The organism is Agrobacterium bohemicum (assembly GCF_001562555.1).
Taxonomy (GTDB): Bacteria; Pseudomonadota; Alphaproteobacteria; order Rhizobiales; family Rhizobiaceae; genus Agrobacterium; species Agrobacterium bohemicum.
On sequence record NZ_KQ961024.1, the window covers coordinates 130753 to 144337 of the forward strand.

18 protein-coding genes and 1 pseudogene are annotated in these 13585 nt (G+C 53.7%); 10 read left to right on the forward strand and 9 right to left on the reverse strand.

From position 1 onward, the window contains the following. Positions 1–217, reverse strand: a pseudogene (locus ATO67_RS23445) (hypothetical protein); the annotation flags it as partial. 259 nt (positions 218–476) lie between these two features. Here ATO67_RS23445 and ATO67_RS03820 point away from each other — a divergent pair. Both ATO67_RS03820 and ATO67_RS03825 read left to right on the forward strand, forming a co-directional pair. Further along, positions 477–1136: a TetR family transcriptional regulator C-terminal domain-containing protein gene (locus ATO67_RS03820; protein ID WP_067644608.1), complete on the forward strand. Its 660-nt coding sequence runs from the start codon at positions 477–479 to the stop codon at positions 1134–1136. Between the two features lie 98 nt (positions 1137–1234). Beyond that, on the forward strand, positions 1235–1648 hold the full coding sequence (locus tag ATO67_RS03825) for a DUF2325 domain-containing protein (protein ID WP_067644611.1): 414 nt from the start codon (positions 1235–1237) through the stop codon (positions 1646–1648). A gap of 3 nt (positions 1649–1651) precedes the next feature. Here the strand turns inward: ATO67_RS03825 and ATO67_RS03830 are convergent, their stop codons facing one another. The 3 genes from ATO67_RS03830 to ATO67_RS03840 form a co-directional block, all read right to left on the reverse strand. Then, a complete protein-coding gene (locus tag ATO67_RS03830) occupies positions 1652–2020 on the reverse strand; it encodes a DUF423 domain-containing protein (protein WP_067644614.1) in 369 nt (122 codons plus the stop codon). Then, a complete protein-coding gene (locus ATO67_RS03835) occupies positions 2017–2418 on the reverse strand; it encodes a group II truncated hemoglobin (protein WP_067644617.1) in 402 nt (133 codons plus the stop codon). The genes ATO67_RS03830 and ATO67_RS03835 overlap by 4 nt, the downstream gene beginning before the upstream one ends. A 103-nt stretch (positions 2419–2521) precedes the next feature. Next, positions 2522–3937: a phosphomannomutase gene (locus ATO67_RS03840; protein WP_067644620.1), complete on the reverse strand. Its 1416-nt coding sequence runs from the start codon at positions 3935–3937 to the stop codon at positions 2522–2524. 212 nt (positions 3938–4149) lie between these two features. Between ATO67_RS03840 and ATO67_RS03845 the strand changes: the two genes are divergently transcribed. After that, a complete protein-coding gene (locus tag ATO67_RS03845; protein ID WP_067644623.1) occupies positions 4150–4359 on the forward strand; it encodes a hypothetical protein in 210 nt (69 codons plus the stop codon). Here ATO67_RS03845 and ATO67_RS03850 read toward each other — a convergent pair. The 3 genes from ATO67_RS03850 to ATO67_RS03860 are packed head-to-tail and all read right to left on the reverse strand — an operon-like array spanning position 4332 to position 6709. After that, positions 4332–4883 (reverse strand): hypothetical protein, encoded by a 552-nt coding sequence (locus ATO67_RS03850; RefSeq protein ID WP_067644626.1) that lies wholly within the window; start codon positions 4881–4883, stop codon positions 4332–4334. The genes ATO67_RS03845 and ATO67_RS03850 overlap by 28 nt on opposite strands. 3 nt (positions 4884–4886) lie before the next feature. Further along, positions 4887–5918 carry an SAM-dependent methyltransferase gene (locus tag ATO67_RS03855; protein ID WP_067644629.1) on the reverse strand — a complete coding sequence of 344 codons (1032 nt, stop codon included), beginning with the start codon at positions 5916–5918 and terminating at the stop codon, positions 4887–4889. Positions 5919–5920: 2 nt separating this feature from the next. Then, entirely contained in the window at positions 5921–6709 is a 789-nt protein-coding gene (locus ATO67_RS03860) for a DUF1295 domain-containing protein (protein ID WP_067644632.1), read from the reverse strand. A gap of 176 nt (positions 6710–6885) precedes the next feature. On the opposite strand from ATO67_RS03860, the gene ATO67_RS03865 reads away from it, so the two are divergent. From ATO67_RS03865 to ATO67_RS03875, 3 genes are read left to right on the forward strand one after another with little or no spacing between them, the layout of a single operon-like run. Continuing rightward, on the forward strand, positions 6886–7257 hold the full coding sequence (locus ATO67_RS03865) for a DUF2147 domain-containing protein (RefSeq protein ID WP_067644635.1): 372 nt from the start codon (positions 6886–6888) through the stop codon (positions 7255–7257). A gap of 23 nt (positions 7258–7280) precedes the next feature. Next, entirely contained in the window at positions 7281–7697 is a 417-nt protein-coding gene (locus ATO67_RS03870) for a DUF2177 family protein (protein ID WP_067644638.1), read from the forward strand. Positions 7698–7738: 41 nt separating this feature from the next. Beyond that, positions 7739–8743, forward strand: coding sequence for an alpha/beta fold hydrolase (locus ATO67_RS03875; RefSeq protein ID WP_067644641.1), 1005 nt, complete (start codon positions 7739–7741; stop codon positions 8741–8743). Positions 8744–8793: 50 nt separating this feature from the next. On the opposite strand, the gene ATO67_RS03880 is transcribed toward ATO67_RS03875, so the two are convergent. Next, on the reverse strand, positions 8794–9582 hold the full coding sequence (locus ATO67_RS03880) for a DUF4394 domain-containing protein (protein ID WP_067644644.1): 789 nt from the start codon (positions 9580–9582) through the stop codon (positions 8794–8796). 186 nt (positions 9583–9768) lie between these two features. On the opposite strand from ATO67_RS03880, the gene ATO67_RS03885 reads away from it, so the two are divergent. The 4 genes from ATO67_RS03885 (at position 9769) to ATO67_RS03900 (ending at position 13144) form a co-directional block, all read left to right on the forward strand. After that, entirely contained in the window at positions 9769–10329 is a 561-nt protein-coding gene (locus ATO67_RS03885) for a sigma-70 family RNA polymerase sigma factor (RefSeq protein ID WP_425352180.1), read from the forward strand. After that, a complete protein-coding gene (locus ATO67_RS03890) occupies positions 10326–11033 on the forward strand; it encodes an anti-sigma factor (protein ID WP_067644650.1) in 708 nt (235 codons plus the stop codon). The genes ATO67_RS03885 and ATO67_RS03890 overlap by 4 nt, the downstream gene beginning before the upstream one ends. A 301-nt stretch (positions 11034–11334) precedes the next feature. Further along, positions 11335–12105: an FRG domain-containing protein gene (locus ATO67_RS03895; RefSeq protein WP_067644653.1), complete on the forward strand. Its 771-nt coding sequence runs from the start codon at positions 11335–11337 to the stop codon at positions 12103–12105. Beyond that, positions 12098–13144: a DUF262 domain-containing protein gene (locus ATO67_RS03900; RefSeq protein WP_067644656.1), complete on the forward strand. Its 1047-nt coding sequence runs from the start codon at positions 12098–12100 to the stop codon at positions 13142–13144. Before ATO67_RS03895 ends, ATO67_RS03900 begins: the two co-directional genes overlap by 8 nt. A 43-nt stretch (positions 13145–13187) precedes the next feature. Here ATO67_RS03900 and ATO67_RS23450 read toward each other — a convergent pair whose 3' ends face one another. Beyond that, complete coding sequence (locus tag ATO67_RS23450) at positions 13188–13439, reverse strand: helix-turn-helix domain-containing protein (protein ID WP_067645580.1); 252 nt, start codon at positions 13437–13439, stop codon at positions 13188–13190. Positions 13440–13585: the final 146 nt, after the last annotated feature.

Genomic DNA, 13585 nt, shown 5'->3' on the forward strand with positions numbered 1-13585 from the left:
GGTGTGTATCGACGCCGATGCTCATGCCCGCTGCTTCGCACCAGCGCTTAAAGAGATTTCGGCCTTCAGCGTCTTCATCGGTCAAGGTCTGGCGGTTGTTGCCGCCAGCAATGCCCGGGCCGATCTTCGCCATGTCCATCAGGCTGTCCCACAGACGGTTGCCATTAATGGTCAGATTTTCCCCGGGTGTCTGTTCTTTCGCGGGTGTTTCCGGCATGCCAGTCTTTTCCTCACCTGTTTTGATCGTCATGATGCAAGGGGCGTGCCGTTCCGTGAGGAAGTGGCAAAATGCTTTCTGAAATCGACGGCCCATAATTTGACCGACTGGTAAACATTGTGAAATTCAGCTTTGGCCCGTAAAAGAAACCGAGGGATTTTTCCCGTGTAAAGCGGTATTTTCTGATTGAGCTTTGATCATCGGCTATTTTTTGCCCATTCTGCCCGAAAACTGCATTTAAAACAGACAGAGACCTTTCATGCCCATACCCAGAGCGGCGAAAACACAGAAGCGAACACGGATACAGGAGGAGAAAGAAGAGACCATTCTCGAGGCTGCACTCGATGTTTTCTCGGCAAATGGCTTTCGTGGCACGACGATTGATCAGATCGCCGATGTCGCGGGTATGTCGAAACCGAATGTTCTCTATTATTTTCGCACCAAGGAAGCGATGCACCGTGCCTTGATCGAACGTGTGCTGGACACCTGGCTGGACCCGCTTCGTGCCTTCGATGCTACGGGTAATCCCGAAACGGAAATCCGCTCCTATCTCCGCCGCAAACTGGAAATGGCGCGTGACTATCCGCGCGAAAGCCGACTGTTTGCCAATGAAGTGTTGCAGGGTGCCCCGCACGTTGAAGACGAATTGAAGGGGCCACTGAAACGGCTGGTGGATGAGAAGGCCGAGGTCATCCGAACATGGGCCAAGGCGGGGAGGATTGCGGCTTGCGATCCCTATCATCTGATTTTCTCAATATGGGCAACAACGCAACACTACGCGGATTTCGACGTGCAGGTGCGCTCCGTTTTAGGTGAAGGCAATTCGGGTGAGGGGCGATTTGAGGACGCCGCCCGCTTTCTGGAACAGCTGTTCATGGGTGGCCTGGGGATAAATCCGGTACCTTTGAGAAAAACATGATCTAAATAATCAACTTTATACTTTACTCTAAAACTCATCTTTATTAACGTGGCACCAACCTGATCGTTCAGGGAGTGTTTTTGATGATGAGGTAAGGCATGGCGCGCAAGGACAAGAAGAAGGCGGAGCGAAACGGAAAGCGGGACAATCGCCCGCAGCAGGCATCGCAACCCGTCGCACAAGTCGCTGCCCCCGCCGGGCCGAGAAGCTTTCTCTATGTCGGCGGGCGTGATTGTCAGGTTGCCCATCTTCGCCAAATTGCCAGCAACTTCGATGCTGAACTCATTCACCACGATGGGGGCTTGCGTGAAGCGGTTTCACGCATCGATACACTGCTTCCATCAGTGGATTGCGTGTTTTGTCCCATCGACTGTATCAGCCACGATGCGTGTTTGCGGGTGAAGTCTGGCTGCAAAAAGTTCGGCAAGACATTCATTCCGCTGCGCAACGGCAGCAAATCCAGCCTTGAGCGTGCGCTTCAGACTATGAATGACCGCGCAGCCGCGAATTGATGGCTACAGGCGCGCCGTTTTGAAAAAAGCGGCGGCGGCCAGCGCCAACCAACCCAGGATCATGCCGACGCCGCCGATGGGGGCGGCCATGGGGAACGCGCCGCTGCCGGTGAAATGGCGTGAAATGAGATCGCCTGTAAAAAGCACGGTTCCGACACCGAGCAAGATCGCTGCCGGTGCTGCGGTTTTAATACGCTCCCAGCCTACGTAGATGCCCAGAAGAATGGGTGCATGGGCAAGACACATGGTGGATGCGTTGCCCAGCAGTTGCGTCGCGCCCGTATGCGTCGCCGCTGCTGCCAGCGCCACGCCGCCGGCACCCAGAAGGCCGGAGAGGAAAAGGCTTGTCGGACGCAGCCAGCTCTTGCTCATGATGCGGTGTCTTCCTGATTTTGCATGTGGAATGCGAGCCGTTCTATTGGCGTCCAGATAATGTCGCGAAGCTTGGGATTCTCGATGGTTTCATCCATTGCGCGGCGGAAGCACAGCAACCACTCGTCGCGCTCCGCAGCGCCGATGGGGGCAACGAAATGCCGTCGCCTCAGCATGGGATGACCGTATTTCTCGACATAAACAGGTGGTCCACCGAGATAGCCGAGCAGATAATCGGTAAATTTGCTTTCGCTGCTGGACAGGTCGGGTGGATGGATGGCGCGACAGCGGGAGGCTTCGGGCAAAGTATCCATCAATTCGTAGAAACGGCTGGTCAGTGCGCGGACGGTGGTCTCACCGCCGATGGCCTCATAAAGCGTGATGGTTTCGTCCGACACCGCGTGCAGTCTCCATTTCCCGTCGGTTTTGCCGATTCATAAAGAAAAGTGCAACAGGGAAAGGCAGGTGCGGCAATTCGCTTCGCCGCACCTAAAAGACATTTCAGCCGAAATTGCGGATGAGATCGAGCCCCTTGTTGAGCAGCGCTTCGGCTTCATCTTCATTGGCCGCTTCTACATAGCAGCGCATTTCCGGGGCATTGCCGGAGGGGCGGAAGTGGATGGTGTTGCCGTTGCTGAGCGTGACCCGCAGGCCATCGATATCGCTGGTTTCTTTGACCGCACCGACGGGCTTGAGGAAGTTTTCGAGATTGGTGGGTGAGGAGCGCAGATGCTCCATCAGGGCGGCACTCTTTTCCTGCGCAAAATCTTGCAGGCGGTCTGCGGCGGCGACCGGGAGTTTGTAGGCAGCGGCGATCTCGGACATCGGTTTTTCCTGTTCGGCTGCGAGTTTCAAGGCGGCGAGCAGAGGCAAGAAGCAATCGCGGGTCGGCAGGGCGGAAACCATCTCGCCATTCAGCGTGAAGGGGGAGGCCGTCAGAAAACCACCATTGGCTTCGAAGCCGATCACGCCCTTATTGCCCTTTGATAGAGCCTCTTCCATGCCCGCGATCACGAAGGGAGATCCGACTTTCGTGCGCAGAACCTCGAAATCGCCGCTGCTTTCGATGCCTGAATTGGAGGTCACCGGCGTAACCACGACATCTGCTTTCAAGAAATTCGCAGTCATGAGGCCGAGCAGATCGCCGCGCAAGGGAACGCCATGCTCATCCGCCAGCAAGGGGCGGTCGCCGTCACCATCAGCTGAAATGATTGCGTCGAGCTTGTGTTCAGCAGACCATGCCTTGAGCTTTTCCAATGTATCGGCAGAAACCGCTTCGGTGTCCACCGGGATAAAGGTTTCAGAGCGGCCCAGCGGCAGAACATCTGCGCCATAATGTGTGAGAGCCTCCACGAAAGCGTCGCGGGCAACCGTGCTGTGCTGATAGACGCCGATCTTGAGGCCGGAGAGCGATTTCTCTGGCAGGAGGGATGCGTTGCGTTTGAGGAAGAACGCATTCGCTTGATCCGCACGGTTTTCGGCTGTTGAAGGTTTGACGGCGACGTCTGCCGCCTCAACCTGTTTTGCGAATTCGGCAATCGCGATTTCGTCCTTCTTATCGATCTCACCATCCGGACGGTAGAATTTGATGCCGTTGCGATCTGCGGGAATATGGGAGCCAGTAATCATCAAGGCCGCTGCCTTGAGAGACAGGCTGTAGAGCGCCAAGGCAGGCGTTGGCAGCGCGCCGCAATCGATAGGCTTCAGCCCTGCCGCTGCGAGTGCGCTGATGCAGGTCTGCGCAATCGCTGGGCTTGAGTCTCTGAAATCCTGCCCGATCAGAATAGGATCGCCAGCTTTTGCCTGTCCGGAAGCGAGAAGATGTCGCGCGAAGGCCGTGGCATATATGGCGGATGCCTTGCCTTTCAAATCCTGCGAAAGTCCGCGAAGACCGCTTGTTCCAAACTTCAGGCTCATGTCGAATGCTTCCTTATTCCGGGTCGTTCCATGCTACTTCGATCAAAGAGATCGCAGACTTAACGCAAAAAGCGCCGCATTGATCCCCAATTTCGATATGCTTCTGGTTGGTACCTGATCGACAATGATCTCTCAAGTTTTGACAGTTCGCGGTGATCCGCCATATATCAAGTCGGTGTCGTAATCGGCAATTTTGATGGGAAGTGGGTCACATGGACACTGTATCGATCGATAATCGTGGTGATTTCGGTCTTTGGGCAATCGAGCGTGCCAAGGCCATTATCGCAGAGGAAGGGTCCGAACTTGCGATAGCGTCGCGGGATGGCGATCAGGATGCGATCCGCGAAGCGGCCAACAATCTGGGGGCGGCAATTTCAGCTGCACTTCTGGAAGTCTACGACGGTCTTGTGCCGGAGGAGTGATCGGCCCGACTGATCCCAGCATAGCGAAGCGCGATAAAGGCCGTGAGACAGGCGACGGCAAAAGCGTTGAGGTTGAAAAGCTTGGCAAGGTCAGGCGCGCTCCAGATGTAGAGCGCATCGCCAACCAGATAGCGGGTGAACAGGAAAGCTGCCAAAACGAAGCCCGTCATGCCGATCTGCCACAGTTTTTCTCCCGTCCGGAACGACAGTGCAACTAGCATGATGCAAGCGGCGAAGAATAGCTCGGTTCCAGCGGCGGTGCCGAACAGCTTGGTCTCGAAAATGGTGTCGATGGTGCCGATTAACGGCAACGAGACGCGGGCTGCAAGTGACGACCGGCGCGCAAGAACTGGAATGGCCAGAAAGAACAGCATGGAGGCGACGCTGATCAACGAGGCCTCGACGCCGTTTCCGACCAGCCACCAGATGGAAAGAGGATAGAACGGCTTGTTGAGAATGATGACCCACGCGACCGTCAGTGTCGCCGCCGTCAGGGGATCATGCGTGCTATCCTTCTCTGTCATGCGTCAGCTTCTCACGGGCGAGAGCAGATAGTGGCCAACGCCCCAGACGGCGCCCTTGTCATGGCCAAACAGCCCGGCGGTTGCCAGGAAGAACAAGCGCCAGCGGCGACGCCAGAGGTTTGCGTCAGGGCCATAGACCTGCTGCAGTATCGGCGTGATCCGAGCAGATTCGCGGTCGAAATTCGTAAGCCAATCCATTGCCGTCCGCCGGTAGTGATCCCCAGGCCACCGCCACTCAGCCTCGACATTGTAGATGTCATCGAAACGGTGGGGCAGGTCATGTGCGGGCATGATGCCGCCGGTGAAGAAATGATGTGCAATCCAGTCGGCCGGATCACTCTGGTCAAAACGATAGGATCGATCCTTGTGGGTGAAGACGTGAATGAAAAGCTTGCCGTCTTCTTTCAACCAGCTGCGCGTCCGTTCCATCAACGCGCGCCAGTTCGACATATGTTCGAACATCTCGACTGAGACGACGCGATCGAAGCTGCCGGATGGTGCAAAATCATTCATGTCTGCGGTGATGACAGTCAGATTGTGGATGCCCTGGCGTTCCGCCTGACTGACGATGTAGGCGCGCTGCGATGCCGAATTGGAAACGGACGTGATACGAGCATTCGGAAACTGACGGGCCATGGAAAGCGAAAGCGAACCCCAGCCACAGCCCAGTTCCAGAATATCCATGCCATCAGAGAGAGCTGCATGTTTGACTGTTTCTGCCAAAGCCGCTGTTTCCGCATCGTCCAGGGTGGTGGTGGCGCTGGGATAATAACAGCAGGAATATTTTCGCTGCGCGCCGAGCACCAGTGAGAAAAACTCAGCCGGCACCTCGTAATGCTGGCGATTGGCCTCATCCGTGTGCATGGCAACCGGGAAATCTGCCATGTTGCGCGCAAAGCCGAGTTCTTCGTCGTAGGGGACTCGCTCCATCTTGCGCTTTGTGCGAGCGCACAGAAAGTCAATGCCGGCTAGCGTCAAGCTGTCGGAGAGTGGTGCTCTTTCGGCGGTGTTGATGGCAAAAGCCAGCATGTTCATTGTTATTCCTCCTCTTTTCTCGGTCCGGGAAAAAATGCGTTGACGCGGCGCTGGAGCGAGCGAAATTTTTCGCCCCGCGATCGCAGCATGTGTTCTTCAAGCGGGGGAATGCCAGAGGCATGAACCAGCAACCAGTACATGAGGGCAGGGGCGAGCAATGCTGCCCAGCTCCATGGTGACGAACCCGTCAGCGCCAGCAATGGCCATGCACACCAGAACAGCCACTCGAAAAAGTAATTGGGATGGCGCGAATAGCGCCAGAGGCCTTCCTCGCAGACTTCAGTTTTTGCCTCCGGTTTCTTGCGAAAATGTGCAAGCTGGCGATCTGACAGAGCTTCGCCGCCCAAAGCCACCAGTGCGACGATGATCCCTGCAATATCCAGAATGCCCGGAAATTCAGAGCCATTGGATGCTGCAACATAGACCGCCAGCACGAGGATGAAGCCTGCGAGCGCCTGAATTTGCAGAAACTGAAACAGGCGGCGGCCCGCTTTGGTGCCCCATTCCTCGACCAGTTTAGCGTAGCGCGGATCCTCGCCACCACCCTTCGTGCGCGAACCGATGTGGCTTCCAAGACGGATCGACCATATTGCAACAATCAGAAAAGCAGCAACGCGCCGCTCGAATGTTCCTTCTGCCGCCAAGATCACGACAAGGCCACCGATTCCGATCGCAAAGGACCAGATCGTATCGATCCAGCCGCTGGCACCGGTTTTTCTCTGAATGGCCCATGCAGCTGTCATCGCCAGACTGAGGCCAACGGCGATTACGATCAGCAATCCATAATTCATCGCAATGCTCTTCCCATCAAATGGCCGTGCTTTCCAATAGACTACGGCGATGGAGCCAATTTGGTTTTCATGTCTGTCTAAAATTGATCGAACGAATACAAGTGATCCAAAATGTCGTCTTGATCGTTCTACTCTGCAAAAGCCGATGCCAACGCATCGCGGTGGAGGAAACTGTCATGAAAGCCTTAGTGAAATATGCAGCCTGCATTGTACTCGCTTGTGCCGGTAGCGCGTCCGCTGCCGATATCAACGGTCAGTGGGCGCGGGGTGATGGGAATGCGAAGGTTCAGATCGCCCCCTGCGGTTCGGACATTTGCGCAACCAACACGTGGATCAAACCCGGCACACCGAAAGAAAAAACTGGCGACCGACTTGTGATGAGCATCAAGCCGACGTCTGACGGCGAATATGCCGGGACCGCATTCGATCCGCAGCGTGATCTCACCTACAAGCTCACCGTTTCGGTAAAAGGCGATACGATGACGACCAAGGGCTGTGTTTTGGCAGGTATCATCTGCAAGGGCGTTGACTGGTCTCGCATACAGTAATGATTGGAAAGGCTAGGCTTGGAATGAAAAAACGTATGGTTGCCTACTTCTCGACGTTGGTCATTTTCATCGCAATTGACTTCGTCTGGCTTAGCGTCATGGCAAATGTTCTCTACAGGCCGGTGCTTGGCGACATGCTGGCAACGGAGTTCCGCCTGATGCCTGCGGTGTTGTTTTACCTGATGTATGCCGCTGGTCTGACCTTCTTCGCGGTACGCCCCGGTCTGGTAACCGCAAAATTCGGCACATCGTTTCTTTATGGCGGTCTGTTGGGCTTCATGGCTTATGGCACTTACGATCTCACCAATCAGGCGACCCTGGCCAACTGGTCCACGACGCTCACGGTCGCTGATCTGATCTGGGGCTCTCTTCTGTCTGCAATTTCAGCCTGTGCCGGGCACTGGGTGACCGAAAAAGTGAGTAGGCGCATCGTGCGTTAATGTTTCATCTTTTACGGTTTTCTCGTCACTGCAGGGTTATCATGGCGTCTTATCTCGTTGGTATGTGTGGTATCGTCTTTGCGGTGATGCTTGGGGGAAGCGCGTTGGCTTCTGAAAAAAATGATAGCGCACTCAAGTCCGGCGAGATCAAAATCGATGTTGGTGGCTTCAAGCTGAACAGCATTCTGCTCCCTGGAAAAAAGGGTGCGACACTTCCGCCTATCGTGTTCATCCATGGTGCCAGCTCCAGCCTTTATGACCCCATATATGCGTTCCGCGACAAGCTGGAAGGCAAGGCAACGCTCCTGTTTGTCGACAGGCCAGGTCACGGGCGGTCCGATGTCGGACCCAAAGACAATATTCAGCCGGATGCGCAGGCCGACGCCATCGCACGGCTGATGAAAAAGCGCGGCATCAGCAAGGCGATCATCGTCGGCCATTCTTTTGGTGGCGCAATAACGGCAGCTTTTGCCATGCGGCACAAGGATATGGTCGAGGGATTGGTGTTTCTGTCGCCAGCGCTTTATCCATGGCCGGGCGGCGTTTCCTGGTATTATGATGCCGCCAGTGTGCCTGTGGCTGGCGTACTGTTTAGCACGCTGATTGCGCCCGCCGCAGGTGCTCTGGTTATCGACGGTGCGGTCAAGTCCGTCTTTGCGCCTAATCCACGCCCTTCGGACTACATATCCAAAACGAAGGCCTATCAGGCCCTGCGCCCCGTTGCCTTTCGCCACAATGCGCAGGAAGTGGCTGGCCTCAATGCCTGGGCCAAAACGGCGTCTGCCGGATTTCGTGATATAAAGGCGCCGACGGTCATCATCGCTGGCGATACCGACAAAGTCGTTTCGACCGAAATCCACTCACGCCATCTGGCACGTGATATCCGTGGTGCAGAACTCATTGTCGTGCGTAATCTTGGTCATAAATCGGACTACGTGGCAAGTGATCTGGCCATCGCCGCAATAGAAAAAATCGCCGGTAAAAAGCGCAATCTGAAAGCCATCGCGAAATTGCTTGAAGCCAAAATCGCAAATGATGGCAAATAGTTGAGAGAAAACTGGCCGGTCTGAAACCGGCCAGTCATTGTTCCACCAGCTTACATGGCGGGGAGAACGGCGATGGCGCGGATCGGAGTCTCGACGCCGGTCACATCACCTGTTTTGGTTGCCTTGCCGGTTTCCAGATCGACGGTGTAGAGCGTCTTGTCTGCTGCCAGCCATGCGGTGTTCTTGCCTTCCGCAGTCGTCTGGATGTCGAAAGCGTATGTTGTCGGCTTGCCATCAATGCCAAGCTTGCCGATTGCCTTCAGCGTTCCATCATTTGGTTTTGTCTGCTGCACCAGCGCGCCGATAGTTGCATCGATGTTGTACATAGCCGTCTTTTCGGGCTTGCCATAGGAATTGGTATAGGCAGCAGCCACGACATTCGGAGTTTCACCCTTGTGCATGTCGCCGTCCTCATAGGCCAGCGTACCATCGACGGTCACTGCACCTGTATCTGGGTGGACGCGGTGGTTGGTTGTGCCGGTCATGTAGCGAAGGCGATCTGCCATGGGGTTGAAGTCCACGATGACAGGAGCCTGTGTCATGGCCAAAGGCTTGTCCATTTTCGCGACCTCGGTGGCGGCACCTGTTTCGAGGTTGATCGAGACGATGGTGTTATCAGGCGTCACACCGATGACGGTCTTGTTGCCGGGACGAAAATCGATGCCGACCAGCTTGTCCACGCCGGTAACATCCATTGTCTTCGTGACGGCAGGTTTTTCGGTATCGAACATGACAAGTGTCTTGTCGCCGGTTAGACCCAGAACGGGTGCTGCCGAGGCAAAGGTAGCGGTTGCTGCAAGCAGGGCAGAGGCAATCGATGCTGTGCGAAGGATGGTCATATCTTTCTCCCGTGTTTAATCCGTTTCAAGAGGCGGCCAGCAAGATGCTTTCCATCGCTCTTGAAGGTTAGACACATGGGGATGGTCGTTTGGATGCAGCCGTCTAGAATTTTTTTGTGATTTGCATCCATGCCCCTCTTTCATGTGTATGATTTCTGAAACGATATGGTCATCAGGAGAGCCTTTTTGGACGTGAAGCAGACACAGGCAGACGATTTTGGCGCAGCGCTTCACGCATGTGCCAAAGGAGATCGAAACGGCTTGCGGTTGATCTTCGACAAGGAGGCCGGGCGGCTGATTGCCGTGGCTGAACGCATCGTGCGCAGACGCGATCTGGCCGAAGAGGTGGTTCAGGAAGCCTTTATCCGCATTTGGAAGAACGCATCTCAATACGCGCCGGAACGCGGGTCCGCTCGCGGCTGGATTTACGCCATCGTGCGCAACCGCGCACTCAACATGCTCAGGGACGGAAGGCGTGAGGATCTGGTCGCCGATGACCGTCTGGATACGTTGCAGGAGGCGCAGCACGTCGAACACATCATGACATCCTGGCACCGGCTGGATCAGAACAGCAGGCTTCGCGATTGTCTTTCCACCCTGGATGAAACGAGGCGTCGGGGCATCCTCATGGCCTATGTGGGCGGCTACACGCACGGCGAAATCGCCGGGCGACTGAAGGTGCCGCTTGGAACGACGAAGTCGTGGATTCGACGTGGCCTGTCTTCGCTTCGGGAGTGCATGGCATGACGATATCAAAGGAAGACATGGCCCGCGTGGCGGATGAATATGTCCTTGGCCTTCTCGATGACGACGAAAGCCGACGCGTTGAGGCCGAAAGCCATAAGGACGAGGAACTGCGCGATGCTATCTCCGCCAGTCGCGAGCGCTTTCTACCGCTCGATCTATCCGTGGAAGAAGCAATGCCGAGCGCGTCGCTCTGGCAGCGGATTGATGCTGACCTGAGCGTCGCTCAAGAACAGCAGAGAGCACCCGTGCGTCCCGCCCCATCCAACGACAACCGTGTCCACGTCTGGAAGCGAACAGCCGTTGCGTCTCTGGCTGCATCGCTGTTGCTCACCGCAGGTCTTGGCTGGTCGCTGATGCGCGAGGTCGATCCGGTCGTCATCGCGATTTTGCTGAACGATGCGGGCGAACCGCAGGCAATCGTAGAGGACTTCAGCAACGAACAAGCCAGCATTCGTCTGCTCGCCGACTTCGTTGTGCCTGAAGGAAAAACCATGCAGGTCTGGACGCTTCCCAACCAGGAAACCGGCCCTGTTTCCCTCGGACTGCTGAACGAGCACCGCTCCGTCAAACTCGCAACGCCATCGCTTCCAAGGCCCAAGGACAAACAGCTCTACGAAATCACACTGGAGCAAAGAGGTGGGTCGCCAACGGGCAGGCCGACAGGGCCGATATTGGTGAAGGGACTGGCGAAGATACCGTTGTAATGGCGCACCCGACAGGTTTGAGCATGTGAATTTTACATAACTGATTCAATGGCATAGCGTGGTTAAAGCTGGAAAGTTCGTAGCATTGTTCGTAGCTTTTTCCAATCGAGGTTGAACACTTGGCGCAACGAAATTGTCTAAGTACCCGTTGAAAGGAGCTCGATGTGTGAATGTGGTGCGTCCTACAGCGAATATAGCGGTTTCTTTCCCATGAGTTCTCAGTTGCAGCGCCTATCGTCATTGACAACTCGTTGTTGTTTAGCGTTTGATGTCGTCGCAATCTGGGAGGGTGTTCAAGGGCATGATTTCGCGCTTCAACGAGTACATACAATATATTGAGAGCTTCAGATCGAAAGCTCCTCCGGGCGTTGAGTTATGGTATCGCGGGCACAGCTCAACGTCCTACAAGCTCGAACCCTACATCCATCGAAATCGGGTTGCTGAACATCGAACCGAAATTGAGGGTATGGAGAAAAGCGTTTACGATGAATTCCTGCGTCGTTCTCCTTTGTTCGACACCTATAAGCGAGATCAATGGGACTTACTCTTTTTGATGCAGCATTATCGGGCACCTACTCGGCTGCTAGACTGGACTGCCAGTCCGCTAGTGGCTCTATTCTTCGCTTTAATGTCAGGAAATGATGCCAACAATGCTATTGTGTGGTGTTTAAATCCGAGCGCTTGGAATGGAATAGTGCTTGATGATATCAAAGAGCCACCAAGAATTTTTGCTACCGATGAAAGTATAATAAAGCAGTACCATCCAACATTCAATGAAAAGAGTAGTAGAAGCGAGCCTCTCGCAATACAGGGCATCATGAATAACCCCAGGATAAACGCACAGAAGGGGCGGTTCGTTATTTTTGGCTCAGAGCCAAAAGATCAAAAAACTTATGCGCAACAATATAAAGTCAAGAATGATGTGCTCCGACAAGCCGTTATAGATAAGAATGCGAAGTCCAAAATTCTGTCTGACCTCGAAAGCTATGGAATCACGTATTCCACCATTTTCCCCGACCTTGAAGGTCTAGCAATCGAAATTCGACGTAGGCATGGAAGATCAAATGTTTGAAATTCAGCATCAACAATTTAAATCAGCGCGTTATTGGTTGACCCGTCGTAGTCAAATCGATCTTTCACCGTCCTACCAGCGAAAGGGTGGTCTTTGGAGAATAGAAGACAGGCAAGCTTTGATTGATACAATGATAAACGGCTATGATATGCCAAAATTGTACTTTGCAGACTTCACAACTATCAAATCGCCGCTGAACATTGCTGGAATGCGATACGCCGTCATTGACGGCAAGCAGCGCATAAATGCGATATTTGATTTTCTGTCTAACAGCATGCCTCTTTCTGAGACATTTGTACTTGAGGAAAACCCAAATCTAAAGCTAGCCGGGATGTATTATAAGGATGTTGCTGAAATTGCTTTCGATTTTGCAGAGAGGGTCGAAGAGTTTCCAATGCCAATTGTTCACGTAGTGACGGACGAATCGGCAAAAATCAGAGAGTTATTTCTGAGGCTGAACAAGGGCATAGTTCTTACCGGACCTGAGAAGCGAAACGCCATGATCGGTGGTGTACCCGAAGCAATTAAGGAACTTGCAGTTCATGAGTTTTTTCTTTCCTCTACGTCCTATAAAGACGACCGAGGGGAAAGTTTGAACAATGCCGCCAAAATTCTTGCTTTTGAACTTGCTGGTGATCCAGTTGAGACAAAGCGCGTCAATCTCGACCGAATGGTTTCCGAATTAGCCAATCAGGCTCAGCAGTTAGAGATTGCCAAACAAGACGCAATGCAAACTTTAGACAAAATGTCCGTAGTTTTCGGTAATCGCGATAGAATGCTCCGCTCGGCAGGTAGCATTCCAGCTTTTTATTGGTTCATCAGGGCTTTGGATGTCGAGGTTCTGAGGCTTGTGAGGTCGTATCTCGACGCAGTAACGACAGAACTTTCGGGTAAGGGAACTCCCGTATTTACGTCCGCGGATGACGCGGATCGTTACAAGTCCGCACTAAGAAATATCAATGATAAAGTATCCCACGCCGTACGAATTGATATTCTTAGCAGAGGCTTCAAGGTTTGGCTCAGTATTATAAAGAAGTGATGTAAATTGAAAATTTTCTGATTTCTGCAATAGCTAGCGTAGCTTATCTTATTTCTAGGATTGTGGGGATCAGCTTCTTTAATTCCTCTGCGGCATCAAATCCTATTGCTGAAGCTATTTGCACATATTCAACTACGTCTATCCTTCTTTCCTTGCTTTCAAGATGCGCCACCCAAGGCTGTGTTTGCCCGAGTGCTTTAGCTACATCTTCTTGCTTAAGCCCAGCCGCTTTCCGTTTCTCGATAATGAGATTGATGAGCGCGCGATGACCGTTTGTCCAGATCGTTTTTTGCAAGAAAAAGCCCTCCTGGTTGAAAGGGCTCTTTAAGTATATGGAAAAATCCGATATGGAAAAATCCCATATATGGAGCAACCACGTGGCTGGAAAAGCGCGGGCTTCTGCACATACGACTGGTTGAATTTGGGGGCTAAAGAGGGATC

What these genes read in the sequence shown, in the direction of transcription:
- ATO67_RS03875 (WP_067644641.1), top strand. Translation starts at nt 7,739, where the DNA reads ATGGCGTCTTATCTCGTTGGTATGTGTGGTATCGTCTTTGCGGTGATG.
- ATO67_RS03860 (WP_067644632.1), bottom strand. Translation starts at nt 6,709, where the DNA reads ATGAATTATGGATTGCTGATCGTAATCGCCGTTGGCCTCAGTCTGGCG.
- ATO67_RS03880 (WP_067644644.1), bottom strand. Translation starts at nt 9,582, where the DNA reads ATGACCATCCTTCGCACAGCATCGATTGCCTCTGCCCTGCTTGCAGCA.
- ATO67_RS03830 (WP_067644614.1), bottom strand. Translation starts at nt 2,020, where the DNA reads ATGAGCAAGAGCTGGCTGCGTCCGACAAGCCTTTTCCTCTCCGGCCTT.
- ATO67_RS03890 (WP_067644650.1), top strand. Translation starts at nt 10,326, where the DNA reads ATGACGATATCAAAGGAAGACATGGCCCGCGTGGCGGATGAATATGTC.
- ATO67_RS03870 (WP_067644638.1), top strand. Translation starts at nt 7,281, where the DNA reads ATGAAAAAACGTATGGTTGCCTACTTCTCGACGTTGGTCATTTTCATC.
- ATO67_RS03825 (WP_067644611.1), top strand. Translation starts at nt 1,235, where the DNA reads ATGGCGCGCAAGGACAAGAAGAAGGCGGAGCGAAACGGAAAGCGGGAC.
- ATO67_RS03855 (WP_067644629.1), bottom strand. Translation starts at nt 5,918, where the DNA reads ATGAACATGCTGGCTTTTGCCATCAACACCGCCGAAAGAGCACCACTC.
- ATO67_RS03845 (WP_067644623.1), top strand. Translation starts at nt 4,150, where the DNA reads ATGGACACTGTATCGATCGATAATCGTGGTGATTTCGGTCTTTGGGCA.
- ATO67_RS03840 (WP_067644620.1), bottom strand. Translation starts at nt 3,937, where the DNA reads ATGAGCCTGAAGTTTGGAACAAGCGGTCTTCGCGGACTTTCGCAGGAT.
- ATO67_RS03820 (WP_067644608.1), top strand. Translation starts at nt 477, where the DNA reads ATGCCCATACCCAGAGCGGCGAAAACACAGAAGCGAACACGGATACAG.
- ATO67_RS03850 (WP_067644626.1), bottom strand. Translation starts at nt 4,883, where the DNA reads ATGACAGAGAAGGATAGCACGCATGATCCCCTGACGGCGGCGACACTG.
- ATO67_RS03900 (WP_067644656.1), top strand. Translation starts at nt 12,098, where the DNA reads ATGTTTGAAATTCAGCATCAACAATTTAAATCAGCGCGTTATTGGTTG.
- ATO67_RS03895 (WP_067644653.1), top strand. Translation starts at nt 11,335, where the DNA reads ATGATTTCGCGCTTCAACGAGTACATACAATATATTGAGAGCTTCAGA.
- ATO67_RS03865 (WP_067644635.1), top strand. Translation starts at nt 6,886, where the DNA reads ATGAAAGCCTTAGTGAAATATGCAGCCTGCATTGTACTCGCTTGTGCC.